Below are 16763 nucleotides of genomic sequence, written 5' to 3'. Positions count from 1 at the left end.
TTATTGAAAGTAGCAAGCGCGAACGCCTCATCAATTCATACTAGTTAATCTTAGTAGTAATACCAATTGCGTTAATTCTCCAACCAATTTGAAGGGTGAAATACCATATTAGCTTAGTTAAAAATTTCTCATTTAGAACAACTAAATAGCAAAATTTTTGCCTTGCTACTAAAGCTATTTCTCCGCTTCAAATAGCTCATTTACTTAATGCAATTGATATATAACTTGAGATAGAACAATAATTTCAGTTTTTCTTAGTCTTGAAGAATAAACAATTAGACCAATGGATTAGAACTAAATGGAGAGAAAAGAAGAAGCGCCCAGCTCATAGGAAGCTAGGCGCTATTAAGTGTTTACTTAGCTTCAACCTCAAAATGACGATTAAAGAAGTCAGTAATGGTTTGATGCAAGTGGGTTTGTACTTTTTTGCCACGTAAACTGTGCTTCGATCCAGGGTAAGTCATCATTTCAAATGGCTTAACCTCGTCCTGCAACTGCTTAAATAGTTTCGTTGCATGGGTAAATAGCACGTTATCGTCCGCCATACCGTGATAGATCATCAGCGGGCCTTTTAGTCCATCAGCATAAGGGAACACCGCGCTTTGCTCATAGCCCTTAGCATTTGTATCTGGGTGACCCAAGTAACGCTCAGTGTAATGGGTGTCATATAGAGCCCAATCTGTTACTGGCGCACCAGAGACACCAGCTTTAAAGTAGTCGCCTGCTTTAAACATTGTCATCAGCGCCATATAACCACCATAGCTGTGACCATAAATACCGATACGCTCAGGGTCGACGTACTCTAGTGTACGTAAGAACTCAACGCCTTTAATTTGGTCAGCCACTTCCACTACACCTAAGTGCTTGTAGATTGGATCTTCAAACTTTTTACCACGGTTGTAAGAACCTCGGTTATCTAATTGGAAAATCACATAACCCTGCTGGGCAAGATATTGGAAGTACAAGTTTTTACTACGCCAGCTGTTGGTCACGCGTTGTGCATGAGGTCCGCCATACACGTTCACAATAACAGGATATTTCTTACCGTTTTCAAGCTTTGCTGGCTTAAATAAGCGGTAATACATAGTTTGACCATCTTCCGCTTTAAGTGTGCCATATTCTGGCGTAGCTAGATTGCTCAAATAAGGCGTTAACGGATGTTCGTTATTCAGCGCATTTTCTTCAAGCCAGGTCACAAAGTCACCATTCACTTTGCGTAGCGCAACCGCTGGTGGACGGTTTACAGAAGAGCTTTTATCGATAAAGGTACGGTTATCTTTTGCCAGTACGACACTATGATAGCTGCCTTTTTCGGTAATACGTTTTGTATCGCCATCTTTAAAAAGTGGTACGCTGTATAGGTGGCTTTCAAGCGGCGTGTCTTTGCGGCCGGAGAAGTATACGATGCCTTTTTTCTCATCAATTCCCTGAAGGCTCTCAACAATCCAATCGCCTTTAGTGATTTGGCGCACAAGTTGACCATTGGTTCTGTACAGGTAAAGGTGTTTAAAGCCATCGCGCTCAGATGCCCAAACGAAATGCTTTTTGTCCTTTAAGAATTCAAGGTCAAAGTGTAGGTTAATCCAAGTATCACTGGTTTCGGTTAGGGCGACTTGCTGCTTTTTGCTTTTAGTATCGTAAAAGCGCAGTTCCAGTTTTTGCTGTGAGCGATTTTGCCACTGATATGACAATGTTTTATTGTCTTTTAACCAATTTGCACGGGCAATATAGATATCTTTATCTTCGCCTAAATCAATCCAATCCACCTTTTGGTCATTGATCTTTACAACACCTAATTCAATCTCAACGTTAGCAGTCCCGGTGTATGGATAACGTTGATTGAATAGCTTGACCTCTTCGGCATAGATTTCGTTACGAATGGCTTCCTGAACTGGGCTTTCATCAATGCGAGTAAAAGCAATTTGTTGCTCATCACCCGACCACCAATAGCCTGTCATACGGCTCATTTCTTCTTGAGCAACGAACTCAGCCATGCCGTTTTTAATTACGCCACCGCCGTCTTTAGTTAATTGCGTTTCTTTACCCGATTTAAGATTAATGGCATAGAGGTTTTGCTCACGAATAAAAGAAACAAAATTGCCTTTTGGCGAGAAGCGAGCGTCGGTTTCGAATGCTTCAGTTTCCGTTAGTTTCTTACTCTTACCAGAAGTGATTTCATAGTAGTACAAGTCGCCATTGAGTGGGAAAAGTAGCGCTTTGCCATCTTTTGACCATTTGTATTCTAAAATACCACGGCCAAAAATACGTTGACGCTCACGACGTGCTTTTTCTTCATCTGAGAGGTTCTCTGGGCCAGAAAATAGTGCCGCAGAATCTACCAACAAGCGGTTTGTATTGTCTTTGAGATTGTATTCCCAAAGGTCGTAACGGTTATAGTCTTCTTTTTTACCTTGAAGATAAGTAACACGAGAACCGTCAGGAGAAAATTGCAGTTTTACAGGTGCTTTACCTGAAAGAGACGGATCGTCAAAAAGTCGCTCTAGCGTTAGTTGCTCTGCGCTAGCGGTGACAGAGGCAAGTGCTAATGGAAGAGCGATGGTGTAGTGTTTAATGCGAGAGTGCACGGTAGCCACCTTGTTATATTTTTAAAGTCTGATTGGATGGTAATGAAGCCGCTTTGCAATAGCAACAAATTCGGATAGAGTGCCGTGTAAATAGGATTTATAGAATTTCACTATGTCATTTGAATTAGCTAAAGAATTACAACGAGACTGTATCTTAATTACCGAGTGGCCGCTGTGTAGCGTGTTGTTAATGAATGATGTTCAGTACCCTTGGTTTATCTTAGTCCCTAGGGTTGTGGGCGCGAAAGAAATTATTGATTTACCTGAGTCGCAGCAAGTTCAATTTTGGCAAGAATCGGCCAAACTTAGTCAGCTGTTACAAGACACCTTTACCCCAGATAAATTAAACGTGGCTGCGCTTGGTAATATGGTGCCACAACTACATGTGCACCACATCGCACGATTTAAAACCGATATTGCATGGCCAAAACCGGTTTGGGGGCTCTATCCAGCAAAACCCTACAGTGATGAGGAAATTGAGCAGCTAAAGGCGAGTTTTGCTTAAATCCTCAAAAAGGCAATGAGACTGTAAACACATCAAGCGCTTTACAAACTTTTAAGTTCTACGTGTTTTGTGTTTATATCTGGAACTGTTATAACTGAAATTGACTTTTGCCGTTTTAAATCAAGGAGTACGCGATATGAATAAAAGTTTAGTTGTTATTTTGGCAGTATCATTATTATCCGCCTGTAAGGCGACTGTGCCAGAGCCTTATCAAAAAGATCGTGAACCAGAGTCCAGAACTGAATATAGTGGTGTGGAAGGGTTGGCGCAGCAACAGCAAGATCAAAACTATTTAATGCGCAAAGAGCTACAAGACAAATGCGCTGATGCGAAAGTAAATTTAGCGATTGCTAAATCTGACAAAGCCACAAAAGCCATCAAAAAACACCAAAGAGAAATCAAAGATTATTGTATCTAGGGTTAATTACCGAGCAACTGTTATCTTGCTTAAAGGTAACATCAACAGGAATATTCGTTTGTTAGTATCTGAATTAGCTTATTTTTTTATAGTTTGATGACTCTTTTATGAGAGGCAAAGTAAAAGTAAGATGTTGATACTGTTGTTTCGTAATTAGATGGTGTTTTCAAGTTTAAATTATAATGAGTTTTGTTTGGCGAGAATTTTTTGATAAGACGGGTTACCTTTTTTGGGTAATTTAAAGGATGAAAATATGAAACTTGTTTTGCTTGTATTACCTTTGACTCTAATCGGCTGTACCTCTTCTAACAATGTTCAATTAGTAGAAAAACATGCTGAGATGGCTGTTGTAGAGTGTGGCAAGGGTAATGTTAAATCGGTATCAACGACAAGCTTTACCTGTAAAGAAAAAGCTTAAGCGTGAATATTGGATTAAAAGGCGTTTCATATGAAGCGCCTTTTGTTTTTGATGATACTGAAGTTACAGTCCTAGCACCTGCTTACCTTGCTTAAAGGTAACATCAACAGGAATGTTCGCTTTGGAAAGCTTATCTAGATCTTTTTGCAGTTCCGCTTTGATATCGCCGTGTGTGGCGATCAGTTGATCTACTTTTTGATAGTCGCCGTCACCTTGTAGCGTTAGGATAAGGTTAGACAGTTTCTCCATCGCTGCGCCCATCTTTTCCATATTCACTTGATATAGACCATCCGTGTTCTTAGAAAATGCGCCTTCTTCTTTAAAGAAGTTAAAGCGGATCATGTTCGCTTTACCATGTGCACTGGATGCGCCAAAACGTACTGAGCGGAAGATACCAGCCATAAAGGTGATGTAGTAATCCTCAAGCGTACCTTCGGTGATCTCGCCTTTTTTAAGCAATTGCTCGACCATGTATAGACCTAGGATATCGGCTTTACCTTCTTCAAGCGCACTGGCGTGTTCTTGCAGTGATTGGCGCACGGTGCCTTTACCTGTAATGGTATTTTTAATGCCTAGACCATGGGCCACCTCATGGAACATGGTATTAGCAAAGAAAGCATCAAAGGTGATGTGCTTACGTTGCTCAGGGACGATAAGTTGGTCAGCAATTGGTACTAAGATCTTATCGAATTTTGCGCGCATGGCGTTTTTAAGCTGTAGGCGACGTGTACCTTTTTGGAGTTGCACTTCTTCGTCATTTGGCAGGTTAATCGCAATGGTTTTACTACCCGCGTTTGAATGGCCTGCATAATAAATGACGTCATATGCGTTTAGGTCGGCATCAGAGCCTGGTACTTCTTGCTTGTATTTATCATCAACAGGCAAGCCGGTTTGTAGCTCAGGTAAGAAGGCGGCAAATTTAGCGAGACGCTCACTCCACGCTAAGTCTTTAACCAGAACGTAAGACTCAAAAGCGGCGCGATAGCCAAATAGCTGGTCTTCATAGGTTTCAATTGGGCCGATCACCACATCAATCGGGTTATTCTTCATGTCCATCCAAGCAAAATCAGACGCTTGGTAGCTATTATTGACTAACGCATCTGCACGCAAGTTTAAGTAGTTTGCAAACTCTTTGTCTTGTGCCAGTTTACTTGCTTGGCGTAAAAGCTCTGCGGCTTTATCCAATTCAGCTTTATACGCGGATGAGTAAGAAGTGCTGTATAGCTTGCCGTTTTCATCGCGGCGGATAACAGAATACAATCCTGTTTTATCTTTTACTTCGGCGTTATTTAGCTCGTCTTTGGTAATGTCGCTTGGGTAAAATTCTGCACCCAGTGCTTTTTCTTCAAAGCCAGAAAGAAAAACTTGGTCGCCATTTAAACGATCCCAAGGCCCATAGTTAATGTCCGCGAATTGGCGTACTTTTTCGTCTGAGATTTTGCTTAGGAATGTTGCTTTGTCTTCGCCGAACGCTTGCTGCCAAAATAAATCATCCATAATAACCGAAGCATCGATGAGTAAAGCTAGCATCTTTTTCTGGTTATCGTTTAAGTGACTCAAGTCTGTTTCGAGTGTTACTGGGGTATAAATATCTAGCCGGTCTTGAGATGCATTAACTAGCTTATAGCCTGATTGTTTAGTATCAACTTGTGCTTGCTCAGTTTGTGCACTAGGTTTCTCAGAAGAGGTTGATGGCTCAGAGCAGCCAGTTAGGGTGAGGCCTGTTGCAAGTGCGATTGCAACCGAAATCATTGAGTGTTTCATAATGCTCCCTTGTTGTCTTAATTATGTGGCGATCACCTTACACGATTTTGTATCACAATACTTAGTTAACTTAGGTTGGCGTGTGATACGCAAGCTGCTGTTAACGTGAAAGGTCATCATTTGTGTCCAGCTATGGGTCATTTTCAGTATTTTTGCGGCAAAGTTTGCCACAAAGCACCATATGCTATGAATTCTAACTTGCTAATTATTGAGGGTATATAAATAAAATATTATTTTTTTAGATTTTCTTAACTTTATCCGAAAGTTAGACAATACTTACGTCATAGATACTAAAAATCAGCAGTGTGACCTCCAGCAAGCAAGTGCTTACTTTTGCCATAAGCTTACGCTTGTAGTCGGGTCTTTTATTCAGTTATTAAGGGATTTGGTTTCATGTCTACAGAAAATGCTTTGCTCACGATTCTAACTGACAGAATCAATAACGACACCTTGGTATTGCCGACATTACCTGAAATCGCAGTGCGGGTTAGGCAAGCGGCAGATGACCCTGAAATTAACTTGATGCAGATGGCAGATGTTATTTCTCACGACCCAGCCCTTGCAGCACGTATGATCAAAGTTGCCAACAGCGCATTTATGGGCCGTTCGGTGAAGGTAAACACCTTAAACCAAGCAGTAACTCGTATCGGTCTCAGACAAATCAAGAATATAGCGACTGCAATGGCGATGGAGCAGCTATTTGTTTCTAATAACAAGCTTATCAAGACTTACATGGACAAAGCTTGGCAGAAAACGCTAAAAGTTGCTTGCCAAGCGATAACAACGATGGATTTTTATCTTCGCGTCAATAAGCACACGTCGCTTAACAAAGATACAATCACGCTGGCTTCTTTGGTGTTTAATATCGGTGTTTTACCGATTTTGACGGAGGCCGAACGTCACCCTGAAGTGTTTGCCAATCCAAGCTTTTTGGCTCATGCAATCCAGAAATTAGGCGGCAAAATTGGGGGGGCAATAATGCGAGAGTGGGAATTCACCGATGAGTTTGTTGAAGTTGCAGAAAGCTGGGCAAATCCTAATTATCGACCTGAACATGTTTGTTATGTCGACTTTATTCGTGTTGGTGCGATTGTAGAAGGTATTTTGCAGGTGTCGGATAAGTCTGCAGCGCTAAAGCAATATGAAGAAAAGGGGGTAATAAGAGAGGTGAATATGTTTGCTGATGACACTTATTTGCATGTACTCGAAGACGTTAAAACAATGTTTGCCTAATCCTTGTAACTTAATGCGCAGTTTCAGCGCCTTCGTTTGCCGTGAATATAAAGACCTCTGTTGAGGTCTTTACCGTTTAGGGGATAGCCTCGGCCTGGGGCTTTCTAAATATTTTACTTATCCGAGCACCTGTAACTGAAATCGTTAAGCCACATAAAATAAAACTACCCCCGATGGCTTCAATTAGCATCAATCGCTCATTAAGTAATAAGGCTGAACCTACAATGCCGACAATAGGGATTAATAAAGCAAAAGGCGTCACTGCTGCGGCCTTGTGATTTTTAAGTAGCCAACCCCATATTGCGAATGCAATCAGTGTCGAGATATAACCCACATAGGCAATGGATAACCAAGACTGTGTTGTAGTGTTTAGTAGTAAGGTCAATGGGGCGTCAGTTTCAATAAAATAAGACAGTGTAAAAAGTGGCAACGGCGGCACTAGGCTTACCCAAACAATAAAATGGAGTAAATTCACGTCTTGCAAGCGCTTCATAATGAGGTTTGAAAACGACCAAAATAATGCCGCGAATAGAATGAGTACCGCGCCCAACATTGTCGTTGACCCAGAGGAGTTGATAAAAAACAAACTAAAGCCAAACGTTGCAATGCTAATCCCTACCACTTGAAAGCGATTCATGGTTTCCTTTAACAACAAAACACTTAGCAAAATCGTGAAAATGACTTGGGCTTGTAGCAGCAAAGAAGCAATGCCAGCTGATGCATTTGATTCCATCGCAATAAACAGCAAGCTAAACTTAAGCACACCTAAAAATAGCCCAACCCCGAGTACGTTCCATACCGACGTGTTAGGAAAAGGAATGAAGAATACTGCTGGGATCGCGACTACCAAAAAACGCAAGCCTGAGAATAAAATAGGAGGTAACTCTGCTAGGCCAAATTTAATGACCGAAAAGTTAAGCCCCCAAATTATCACTACTATTAAAGCCAATGAAATGCTTTTTACATTCACGCGCGTCAAACTCCGTTTAATTGTACGAGTTACCGTTTTCGGGTATCGGACTACTGGCGTAAACTGTCTTCGATGCCTGAAATTCAGGTTAGCAAAGCGTTACTGCCAAAGCCGAATTGCTATCATGCCATTGAAGAGTAAATAAAGCGCGACAAATACGTTGGTTAGTGCAAATAAACTCGCGAGTCAGTAACTATACGCTCGTACTTGAGTGCGTGCAATCTGCTTGCTATTGGCGCAAAGTGACCTTGTGAAGATAGCGTATTGAGCTGGATAAAGAAAAATTGATAGCTATATCCGCTATCAATTTTTCGTACCCAAAGCTCAACAGACTATAGATGGTAAAATTAAGACTCTAGGCCTTCGTCGTCACCAAGACCTTTGGTTAGATCTTCTAACAACTCTTTGATTTCTTCCGATACCAAAATAAAGTCAGCATCAAGTTTAACGGCTAGATCTTCTTTTGGGATATCTGCATTTTGGTCTTTAAGTGCTTCTGCATAGCTTAAACGTTTTAATGTGCCATCGTTTTGTAAAACGAATTTCACGCGCTCACGCCAATCTAACGCGAGTTTAGTCACACGTTTACCGTTTTCTAGGTGCGTTTTGATTTCGTCTGATGAAAGGTCATGTTGTTTTAACTTGACTTGAGCGCCGTTGTCGTCTGGCTCTTGCAACTCTGCGTCGGTGCCTATTGCAAAGCCTTCAGGTGCACTAAACTCGGTGAGCCAGTGTGTTAGCTGTAAGTCTAAATCATAGTTTGCAAACGCAGGTACAACAGGAAGCGTGCCCAGAGACTTACGCAGTAATGCAAGTAGTTCTTCCGCTTTATTGAAGCTGGCACTATTTACAATCACCCAACCTGATTTTTGGTCGATAAAAGCAAATTGCAGGCTCGATTTTTTGAACGCTTGAGGCAATAAAGTGGCTAGGATATTTTCCTTGATATCGTCTTTTTCTTTTTTCTTTACTGGACGATTTTCTTGTTGCTCTATTTGCTCAATTTTTTCGGCGACCATTTCATTGACTACGGCTGCAGGAAGCACCTTTTCTTCACGCTTAGCACAAACTAAGATACTGTCTTGAGAAAAATGTGAAAGCATCTGACCATGTTTACCGAAGGCTTTTGTCCAGCCAAAAGTGGTCATGTCTTGGCTACCACAAGGACGAAAAATATCCTGCTCGAGTGCTTTTTCGAAATCTTCTTGTGCGTAAGTTACATCTTGTTTGAATTTGTAGCAGATTAAGTTACTGAACCACATAGAAATATGCCCGTCTGGAATAAAATTGCGGTCATCATAGCAAAAAGGTCACAGCTTGTATTCCACTAGATGATGTTTGGTGGTGGGGGAGATATCTTGCGCCAATACGCCACTTTGCAGTATGGCGTATTGGATGGTTGTTGTGCTCTAAACTTGGTTAGCTAAACATCGCCATTGGTTTTTGTAAGTCTTTTGGGAAACTGATGTAGTAGGTGAGGCCTTTGCCTTCTTCACTATTTACTTCGATATCCCCATTCAAGGTTTGTTTTACGAGGTTTAAGGTAATATGGGTACCGAGCCCACTGCCACCTTGATCGCGTTTGGTCGTAAAGAAGGGGTCAAACAACCGGTCTAGTTGGGCTTTACTTACGCCCTTGCCGTTGTCTTTGTAGACGATATTTACCATACCATTGTCTTCTTTAATCTTAATATCTATTTGTCCTTGGTCTTGATTTTCAAAACCGTGGATCAAAGAGTTCATGATCAGATTAGTGAATATTTGGCTAATTGCCCCAGCCGGTAAATTTAGCGTCATGTCTTCAGGGCACTCAATATTCACTTGATGATGAGTTTTCTTCAATTTTGGATGTAATGAGCGGATCACTTCACCAAGGTATTGCTTCAGGTTAATGGTACGAACCGCCTCACTGGCCTGATCGACTGCAATTTGTTTAAAGCTTGCGACAAGCTCAGATGCGCGGTCTAAATTGGTTGTAAGTAGGCTAGCACTTTGCTTTGCTTCGCTAATGAATTCTTCTAACGCTTTTGGTGATAAGGTTTTTCCGTTGTAAGCCGCCTCAAGCTGATCTAAACGCTCCTGTAAGAACGACGTCGCAGTCACGCCAATACCAACGGGGGTATTAATATCGTGCGTAATACCGGCAACGAGACCACCAAGTGCCGCCATTTTTTCAGAGCCGACTAAGCGCTCTTGTGCCATGTTCAGCTCATCTACGTATTTCTCAAGTTCTTTTTGTTTCGTTAATAGTTCTTCTTCTGTTTGTTTTCTTAAATCAATCTCTTCTGTGAGCGTTAACTTCTGCTTTTCTAATTCATATTTTTGTTGCTGAAGATCCATCATCGCTTGGCTCAGGTTTGAGGTCTTACGTGCGACTTCTTGTTCCAGCTGAATGTTATGTTGATCAAGTTTTTCATTGCTGATCAAAAGCTCTTTTTGAGTTTGATCGAGCTTTTTACGATATTCAGAGACCTTATCAATTAGCTTATTGAATGCCTCTTCCATGATCTTTAGTTCATTACGCTCTTTTGCGCCGATATCTATTTTATGGCCATCAACGTTGTCGACCTCAAAGTCTTCAATTTGTTCGGTGAGATCGCTTAATGGTTCGGTAAGTAGCTTTCTGAAGGCAATTAAAAATAGAATAATCAAGAATGTTGTCTTGATCATCGCATTACCTATCAAAAAGTAGATAGAGATCATGATGCGACTAAAGACCACCTCTCGGCTAGAAAATAATGTTACGTCGCCGACTTGCGTTGCGCGTCCCGAGAATTCAAAAATCAACGGAAACGTATAACCAAACAAACCGGATGGCGTATCTTCGATTATTGCTTCTTCTTGAACAAGCTGTTGGCTATACAGCTCGTGAATATCTAGTGAGCGGCCAAGCTGTGAAATAATTTCGCCGCTGTCATCTCGTACAATAATTCCTTCGATCATGGGGATCGCAAGTAGCCCCTCAGCCGTAGTAACGGTCTGCTTCGTATTGAGTTCCCATATGGCACGGGTCAAACTGCGGCTAAAGGTTTTTTGCAGCATAGTAAGTTCATTGCGAATATAGTCTTTAGTATTGACGTATTCGGCAACGATTTGACCACATGTGACGACAAAGGTTAGAAGGAAGTAAACCGACAGCACATTGGTGAGCAATTTTTTTGAGAGGCTTTTTTGCAGCATGAATTAAGCTGAGCTCCTACGGTAAGTTCATCGCCTTTGTATAATCTGTTTTTAAAGTTAGCCAATAAATGGTTAAAAATAAATAATTATCTTCATTAATTATGCTTTTTAGCGCCTTACCTAGGAAAGTTTAATGTGTTATAAGATAGCGATATCCAGTGACCGTTTTATTAACGATAGTACAAGACTGACCACTTTATGAGTTATTCCGTCTTAGTTTGCGATGATTCGGCTGTCGCCCGTAAACAAGTCATTAAAAACTTACAAAGCAAATTAGACCTGACCTTGCACCAAGCACAGAATGGCCAGCAGGCGATTGATTTACTGAAAACCCAGCAAATAGATTTATTGTGCCTGGATTTAACCATGCCAATACTTGATGGGATTGCTGTGTTAGAGGCAATAAAAGCACACCGAATTGAATGTTTCGTGGTGGTTATTTCGGCAGATGTTCAGACCAAGATGAAAGAAAGAGTAGCAAATTTGGGGGCGTTAGGGTTTTTAGAAAAACCGGTTAAAGCAGAGCAGTTATTAGGATTACTGCACCAGTTTGGTATCCGATAACTTATCTATGCAAATTACAAATGTCACTATTAAAAATTTGCATAATCTATTTTGCTCTTTCGTATTGACAGCGCGGCTAAACTTCAGGCACTCTAAAATTATGAAAACGAATATTATCACTACGACCATTATTACAACCACCATCCTAACGGGATAGTGGCATAGGTCAGTGCGAGTTTGAAAAAGGCCTGTGTTCACTAAGAACACAGGCCTTTTTTGTTTTTGGAATGAGGAAAAATGATGCGAGTACTAAAGTTTGGAGGGTCTTCCCTCAGAGATTTTGCCTGTTTACAAAGAGTCAGCGAGCTAGTTAAAGACCACGGCCAACAACAAGCGCTTATCGTGCTGTCGGCTCCCGGTGGCATGACAGATCAGCTCGTTGAGCTTGCTGATTTGGCTGGACGAGGAGAAGCGTTTGACTCCCTGTGGCAGTCATTTACTTCCCGCAGCCAAGGCTTATACGATGAAGTACAAGCGGTGTACGGTGGTGTTGTAGGCTGGCCTGACTTTGAATTACTTAAGGATAAATTAGATGGGGCCAAGTTACTGGGACATTGCCCAGATCAAGCAAGAGCCTATGTCATTAGTTTTGGCGAACGCATTAGCGTTGCGCTGATGGACACCATGCTGCAATCAGATTCAGTCGCGCTTAGTGCTGACGCTTGTGTAAAAACGCAGGGCGGGTATCTCGATGCTGAAGTTGACCTTAAGCTAAGTAAAGTATGTTTTGCAGAGTTAGTGCGTGCCCAAGCGTCGCGTTTTTATATCATGGCAGGATTTACGGGAAGCAATGAAGCGGGCGAGCTGACAACGCTTGGTCGCAACGGTTCTGACTACTCTGCAGCTGTCGCAGCTGCGTGTCTTGAAGCTGAAATCTGTCAAATCTGGACTGACGTTGATGGCGTCTACAGTGCAGATCCTCGTCTGATAAAGAAAGCGACTAAGGTCGACGTGCTATCTTATAAAGAAGCCATGGAGCTATCTTATTTTGGCGCCAAAGTGCTTCATCCAAAAACCATTTTACCTTGCGCCAAAGCAGATGTGCCTTGTGAAATTAAAAATACGCATGACCCAGAAGTGCCGGGTTCACTGATTTGTGCTCAAGGCGGTGGCGAAGCTCCAGTGAAAGCGCTTTCGAGTCTTGATAAACTGGCTATGTTGACCGTGGCAGGACCTGGAATGAAAGGCAAGGTTGGCATGGCTGCTCGGGTCTTTTCTGCACTGGCAGCAGATAACGTATCCATCGTACTTATTACGCAATCTTCTTGTGAATTCAGCATCAGTTTCTGTGTCCATGAGCAAGACTTAACACTTGCGCTGGTTGCGCTTGAACAGGCATTTGAGCTTGAAACGCAAGCAGGATTAATCGACCCAATTGAAGTGCAACGTAACCTTGCTATCGTTACTTTGGTTGGCGACAACATGAAAGCGCACAAAGGTCTTGCGGCCAAATTCTTTGCGTCACTTGCACAGGCTCAGGTGAATATTGTTGCCATCGCGCAGGACTCAACGGAGAGTTCTATTTCGGCGGTGGTTGATGGTGAACTTTGCCAAGATGCAGTAAAAGTGTGCCACGAAAACTTCTTCACGCACGTGCCATCCATCGATGTATTCTTGATTGGCTGCGGTCTAGTGGGTCAAGAATTAATGAAGCAGTTTCATAAGCAGCAAGCATGGCTTGAAAAACGCAATATCCGTTTGAACCTCTATGGCATTGCAAACTCAAGTAAGTGTTACTTAGACCCTGAAGGCGTTCCGTTTGATAACTGGGAATTGGCGCTTGAGAAAGCGGAGTCGGGCTTTGATTTACAACAGGTTAGCCAGTTTGTTAGACAAAATCATTTAATTAACCCTGTGATTGTCGATTGTAGTGCGGCTCAGTTTGTTGCCGATGGCTATTTAGACTTTCTTAACGCGGGCTTTCATGTCGTTGCGGCTAATAAAAAAGCCAATACTGGCAGCTATGAGTATTATCAGTCACTGCAGCAGGCTGCACTAGCTAAACGCCGTCACTTTCTATACGAAACCAACGTTGGCGCCGGACTCCCTGTATTAGACAACCTTAAATTGCTGTTTGGCGCAGGAGATGAATTGCTTTCATTCAGTGGTATTTTGTCTGGCTCGCTATCGTATATTTTTGGCGTATTGTCGGATGGTTTATCGCTATCGGAAGCGACAGAGAAAGCCAAACAAAGCGGTTTTACAGAGCCAGATCCGCGCGATGACTTATCTGGTACGGATGTCGCACGTAAGCTGCTTATCATTGCCCGTGAATCGGGACTGCCGTTGGAACTCAGTGATATTGAAGTTGAATCAGTATTACCTGAAGGGTTTGCTGAGGGCGCCAGTGTTGATGAATTTATGGCGCAATTACCGCAATTAGATGATGCTTTCGCAGCGCGTATTGCGGCGGCCAAAGCACAAGGCCAAGTGCTACGCTATGTCGGTTCAATTGTTGACGGTAAATGCCGCGTTGGCATTGAAGCGGTAGATAAAGAGCACGCTTTGTACGATATTCGTGACGGTGAAAACGCACTGGCTATTTTGAGCCAATATTATCAACCAAAGCCTTTTGTGATCAGAGGTTATGGCGCGGGCGCAGAGGTAACCTCTGCAGGCGTATTTGCTGATATCCTAAAAACGCTGTCGAGGTAGGAGCTATGAAAACATTTTATGCACCAGCGTCAATGGGGAATTTTTGTGTTGGCTTTGATGCCCTTGGCGCCGCACTCCAGCCTATTGATGGCAGTTTACTGGGTGATCAGGTCAGCGTTGAAGCCGCAGAGCGTGATACGTTCAACTGTATTGGTCCATATGCTGAAAAGCTCTCCGCTGATCCTAAAGACAATTTAGCGTTTCAGTGTTTACAGCACTTCAAACAGCATGTGGCACCCAACATGCCGGCGGTTGCCATGACCTTGTATAAAGGCCTTCCTGTTGGTTCAGGTCTAGGCTCTAGCGCTTGCTCTGTGGTTGCCGCTTTTGCTGCACTCAATGATTTTGCCAATACGCAATTAAGCCAAGAGGCGCTTATTGAATTAATGGCCGACTTTGAAGCTAAGGTCAGTGGTGGTCGTCACTACGACAACATCACGCCCTGCTACCTTGGTGGGCTACAACTGACAGCAGACTGCATTCCAAGTAAAGCAATCAGCGTTGCGCATGATGAAAGCTGGTTTTATGTTATTGCATATCCTGGCTTTGCCTTGAATACAGCGAAAGCAAGGCAAGCACTACCACAGCAGTTTTCTTTGCATGATACGGTGGAGTTTGCCCAGCGACTGTCGGGCTTTTGTTTATTGATGCAGTCAGGTCAATTTGACAAAGCACTGTCGATGATGAAAGACAGCATTGCCGAGGAAGCGAGAGCGCCACTCATTGCTGGCTTTAGTGAAGCAAAAGACGCGCTACCAGCTTTAGGTGCCGAGCTGGTGAGTATTTCAGGGGCAGGGCCCACACTATTTAGTATTTGTAAGTCTGAGCAACAGGCAAATGCCGTGCAGCAATGGTTGCAACAAAATTACGTTAATGAAGCGGGTTTTAGCCATATTTGCCGATTAGATACGCTAGGCACAAGAGAATTAAAGGATCAAAAGTAATGAAATTAGTGAATTTAAAAGACGAACAGCAGATAGTCTCATTCGTTGAAGCGGTAAAAATTGGTTTAGGTCGTAACCAAGGGTATTTTTCCCTCCTACATTTGAGTGTATTGCGGATGTTGATGCATTACTTGAATTACCTTTTGCTGAGCGTAGTGCCAAGGTATTACATCACCTTATTGGTGATGAACTACCACAAGATACCCTCGATGCGATGGTAAAACGCGCCTTTAATTTCCCTGCTAAATTAGTCGAAGTTGCTAAAAATCAGCATTGTTTAGAGCTTTTTCATGGGCCAACATTGGCGTTTAAAGACTTTGGCGGCCGCTTTATGGCGGAATGCATTAGCATGTTTAATCAAGGTGAGCGCGTGACTATCCTCACCGCAACAAGTGGTGACACGGGCGCCGCCGTTGCCCATGCATTTTACGAAAAAGAAAATGTCGATGTTGTGATCCTTTATCCTCATGGCAAAATTTCGCTTGCCCAACAAAAGCTGTTTACAACACTTGGGAAAAACATTCATTGTTATGCTGTAGATGGCAGCTTTGATGACTGCCAAGCGATGGTGAAGTCTGCATTCCTTGATGACGAAGTAAAGCAAAAGCTTGGTCTTAATTCGGCAAACTCCATCAACATCAGCCGTTTAGTGGCGCAAGTGTGTTATTACTTTGAAGCGCTAGCACAATTACCTAAATCTCAGCGTGATAAAGTGCATGTTTCAGTGCCAAGTGGTAACTTCGGTAATGTCTGTGCGGCGATGATTGCGGCCGCGATTGGACTGCCTATTGCCAAGTTAAGTGCCACGACAAACCAAAATGATACTGTGCCCCGTTACATAGCCTCGGGTGAGTGGCAACCAAACGACACTTTGGAGTCACTCTCTAATGCGATGGACGTGAGTAAACCTAATAACTGGCCTCGTGTTGAAATCATGCTAGAAAGAGGGGATTTTAACAAACATGACTTTTATTCACGTTCGGTGACGGAAGCGCGAACTCAGACAGTAATGCAAGAATTACATGATAAAGGTTACTTGGCTGAGCCGCACACAGCGATAGCCTACGAGGGATTAGCGTTGGACTCTCAAGCGGATGAAACTGGAATTTTCCTTGCCACTGCGCATCCTGCGAAGTTTAAGGAATCTGTAGAAGGTGTTTTAAATCAGCAGCTTGATATGCCGAAACCGTTGGCCGATGCATTGCAAAAACCATGTTTGGCAGAGCCGCTTAGTGCAGATTATGATGCTTTGAAGGCAGCAATGTTAGCAAAACTCAACTAAATCAGAGTGCCTATCTGAGTGGGTAGAACGGCCACTCAGATAAGGTCAATTTCAAGACTATATTAGCTTTTCAAATGCAACTTAGGTTGTCTTATTTAAAATATTAATGTTTAAATAAAAAAATATCATCGCGATAGGGGTGTGAAATAAATTCAATCCCTGCTTAAATATGCCCATGCTGATTTCATAGGCAAACTGGTTATCTTGTGATGCTAGATTGTCTTTAAAAATACCCTTACGTTTAC

The 16763-nt window shown here is 42.5% G+C and carries 12 protein-coding genes and 1 pseudogene; 8 read left to right on the top strand and 5 right to left on the bottom strand.

The genetic code is table 11. The features are described 5' to 3' along the window. Nucleotides 1–353: 353 nt before the first annotated feature. Nucleotides 354–2585: a S9 family peptidase gene (locus tag GSF13_RS19760; protein WP_211866799.1), complete on the bottom strand. Its 2232-nt coding sequence runs from the start codon at nucleotides 2583–2585 to the stop codon at nucleotides 354–356. Between the two features lie 112 nt (nucleotides 2586–2697). Here GSF13_RS19760 and GSF13_RS19755 point away from each other — a divergent pair, with 112 nt between their 5' ends. The 3 genes from GSF13_RS19755 (at nucleotide 2698) to GSF13_RS19745 (ending at nucleotide 3926) form a co-directional block, all read left to right on the top strand. After that, nucleotides 2698–3090, top strand: coding sequence for an HIT domain-containing protein (locus tag GSF13_RS19755; protein WP_010606120.1), 393 nt, complete (start codon nucleotides 2698–2700; stop codon nucleotides 3088–3090). A gap of 136 nt (nucleotides 3091–3226) precedes the next feature. Beyond that, nucleotides 3227–3508: a hypothetical protein gene (locus GSF13_RS19750; protein ID WP_211866797.1), complete on the top strand. Its 282-nt coding sequence runs from the start codon at nucleotides 3227–3229 to the stop codon at nucleotides 3506–3508. A gap of 253 nt (nucleotides 3509–3761) precedes the next feature. Then, nucleotides 3762–3926 carry a hypothetical protein gene (locus tag GSF13_RS19745; protein WP_211866795.1) on the top strand — a complete coding sequence of 55 codons (165 nt, stop codon included), beginning with the start codon at nucleotides 3762–3764 and terminating at the stop codon, nucleotides 3924–3926. A 63-nt stretch (nucleotides 3927–3989) separates the two neighbouring features. Here the strand turns inward: GSF13_RS19745 and GSF13_RS19740 are convergent, their stop codons facing one another. Beyond that, the gene (locus GSF13_RS19740; RefSeq protein WP_211866793.1) at nucleotides 3990–5690 is read right to left on the bottom strand and encodes a Zn-dependent hydrolase; all 1701 of its coding nucleotides are present in this window, start codon (nucleotides 5688–5690) and stop codon (nucleotides 3990–3992) included. 393 nt (nucleotides 5691–6083) lie between these two features. Here GSF13_RS19740 and GSF13_RS19735 point away from each other — a divergent pair, with 393 nt between their 5' ends. Beyond that, nucleotides 6084–6923, top strand: a complete 840-nt coding sequence (locus tag GSF13_RS19735; RefSeq protein ID WP_010606124.1) for an HDOD domain-containing protein — start codon at nucleotides 6084–6086, stop codon at nucleotides 6921–6923. 76 nt (nucleotides 6924–6999) lie between these two features. Here GSF13_RS19735 and GSF13_RS19730 read toward each other — a convergent pair whose 3' ends face one another. From GSF13_RS19730 to GSF13_RS19720, 3 genes are all read right to left on the bottom strand, one after another. Then, nucleotides 7000–7872 carry an EamA family transporter gene (locus GSF13_RS19730; RefSeq protein ID WP_249122713.1) on the bottom strand — a complete coding sequence of 291 codons (873 nt, stop codon included), beginning with the start codon at nucleotides 7870–7872 and terminating at the stop codon, nucleotides 7000–7002. 368 nt (nucleotides 7873–8240) lie between these two features. Next, on the bottom strand, nucleotides 8241–9155 hold the full coding sequence (rdgC, locus tag GSF13_RS19725; protein WP_010606126.1) for a recombination-associated protein RdgC: 915 nt from the start codon (nucleotides 9153–9155) through the stop codon (nucleotides 8241–8243). A gap of 157 nt (nucleotides 9156–9312) precedes the next feature. Next, on the bottom strand, nucleotides 9313–11073 hold the full coding sequence (locus GSF13_RS19720; protein WP_010606127.1) for a HAMP domain-containing sensor histidine kinase: 1761 nt from the start codon (nucleotides 11071–11073) through the stop codon (nucleotides 9313–9315). Between the two features lie 198 nt (nucleotides 11074–11271). Here GSF13_RS19720 and GSF13_RS19715 point away from each other — a divergent pair, with 198 nt between their 5' ends. From GSF13_RS19715 to thrC, 4 genes and pseudogenes are all read left to right on the top strand, one after another. After that, nucleotides 11272–11637, top strand: a complete 366-nt coding sequence (locus GSF13_RS19715) for a response regulator (protein WP_102057351.1) — start codon at nucleotides 11272–11274, stop codon at nucleotides 11635–11637. 240 nt (nucleotides 11638–11877) lie between these two features. After that, the gene (thrA, locus tag GSF13_RS19710) at nucleotides 11878–14292 is read left to right on the top strand and encodes a bifunctional aspartate kinase/homoserine dehydrogenase I (protein ID WP_211869050.1); all 2415 of its coding nucleotides are present in this window, start codon (nucleotides 11878–11880) and stop codon (nucleotides 14290–14292) included. A 5-nt stretch (nucleotides 14293–14297) separates the two neighbouring features. Then, complete coding sequence (thrB, locus tag GSF13_RS19705) at nucleotides 14298–15236, top strand: homoserine kinase (protein WP_211866789.1); 939 nt, start codon at nucleotides 14298–14300, stop codon at nucleotides 15234–15236. Next, nucleotides 15236–16518 (top strand): annotated as a pseudogene (thrC, locus tag GSF13_RS19700) (threonine synthase). The gene thrB and the pseudogene thrC overlap by 1 nt, the downstream one beginning before the upstream one ends. The last annotated feature ends 245 nt before the right edge of the window (nucleotides 16519–16763 follow it).

It is taken from the genome of Pseudoalteromonas sp. M8 (genome assembly GCF_018141365.1).
GTDB lineage: Bacteria > Pseudomonadota > Gammaproteobacteria > Enterobacterales > Alteromonadaceae > Pseudoalteromonas.
This window is presented reverse-complemented; position numbering and strand designations above follow the sequence as displayed.

Excerpts from the sequence above, each read along its gene's own strand:
- GSF13_RS19755 (WP_010606120.1), top strand. The coding sequence starts at position 2,698 with ATGTCATTTGAATTAGCTAAAGAATTACAACGAGACTGTATCTTAATT.
- GSF13_RS19750 (WP_211866797.1), top strand. The coding sequence starts at position 3,227 with ATGAATAAAAGTTTAGTTGTTATTTTGGCAGTATCATTATTATCCGCC.
- GSF13_RS19745 (WP_211866795.1), top strand. The coding sequence starts at position 3,762 with ATGAAACTTGTTTTGCTTGTATTACCTTTGACTCTAATCGGCTGTACC.
- GSF13_RS19740 (WP_211866793.1), bottom strand. The coding sequence starts at position 5,690 with ATGAAACACTCAATGATTTCGGTTGCAATCGCACTTGCAACAGGCCTC.
- GSF13_RS19735 (WP_010606124.1), top strand. The coding sequence starts at position 6,084 with ATGTCTACAGAAAATGCTTTGCTCACGATTCTAACTGACAGAATCAAT.
- rdgC (WP_010606126.1), bottom strand. The coding sequence starts at position 9,155 with ATGTGGTTCAGTAACTTAATCTGCTACAAATTCAAACAAGATGTAACT.
- GSF13_RS19720 (WP_010606127.1), bottom strand. The coding sequence starts at position 11,073 with ATGCTGCAAAAAAGCCTCTCAAAAAAATTGCTCACCAATGTGCTGTCG.
- GSF13_RS19715 (WP_102057351.1), top strand. The coding sequence starts at position 11,272 with ATGAGTTATTCCGTCTTAGTTTGCGATGATTCGGCTGTCGCCCGTAAA.
- thrA (WP_211869050.1), top strand. The coding sequence starts at position 11,878 with ATGCGAGTACTAAAGTTTGGAGGGTCTTCCCTCAGAGATTTTGCCTGT.
- thrB (WP_211866789.1), top strand. The coding sequence starts at position 14,298 with ATGAAAACATTTTATGCACCAGCGTCAATGGGGAATTTTTGTGTTGGC.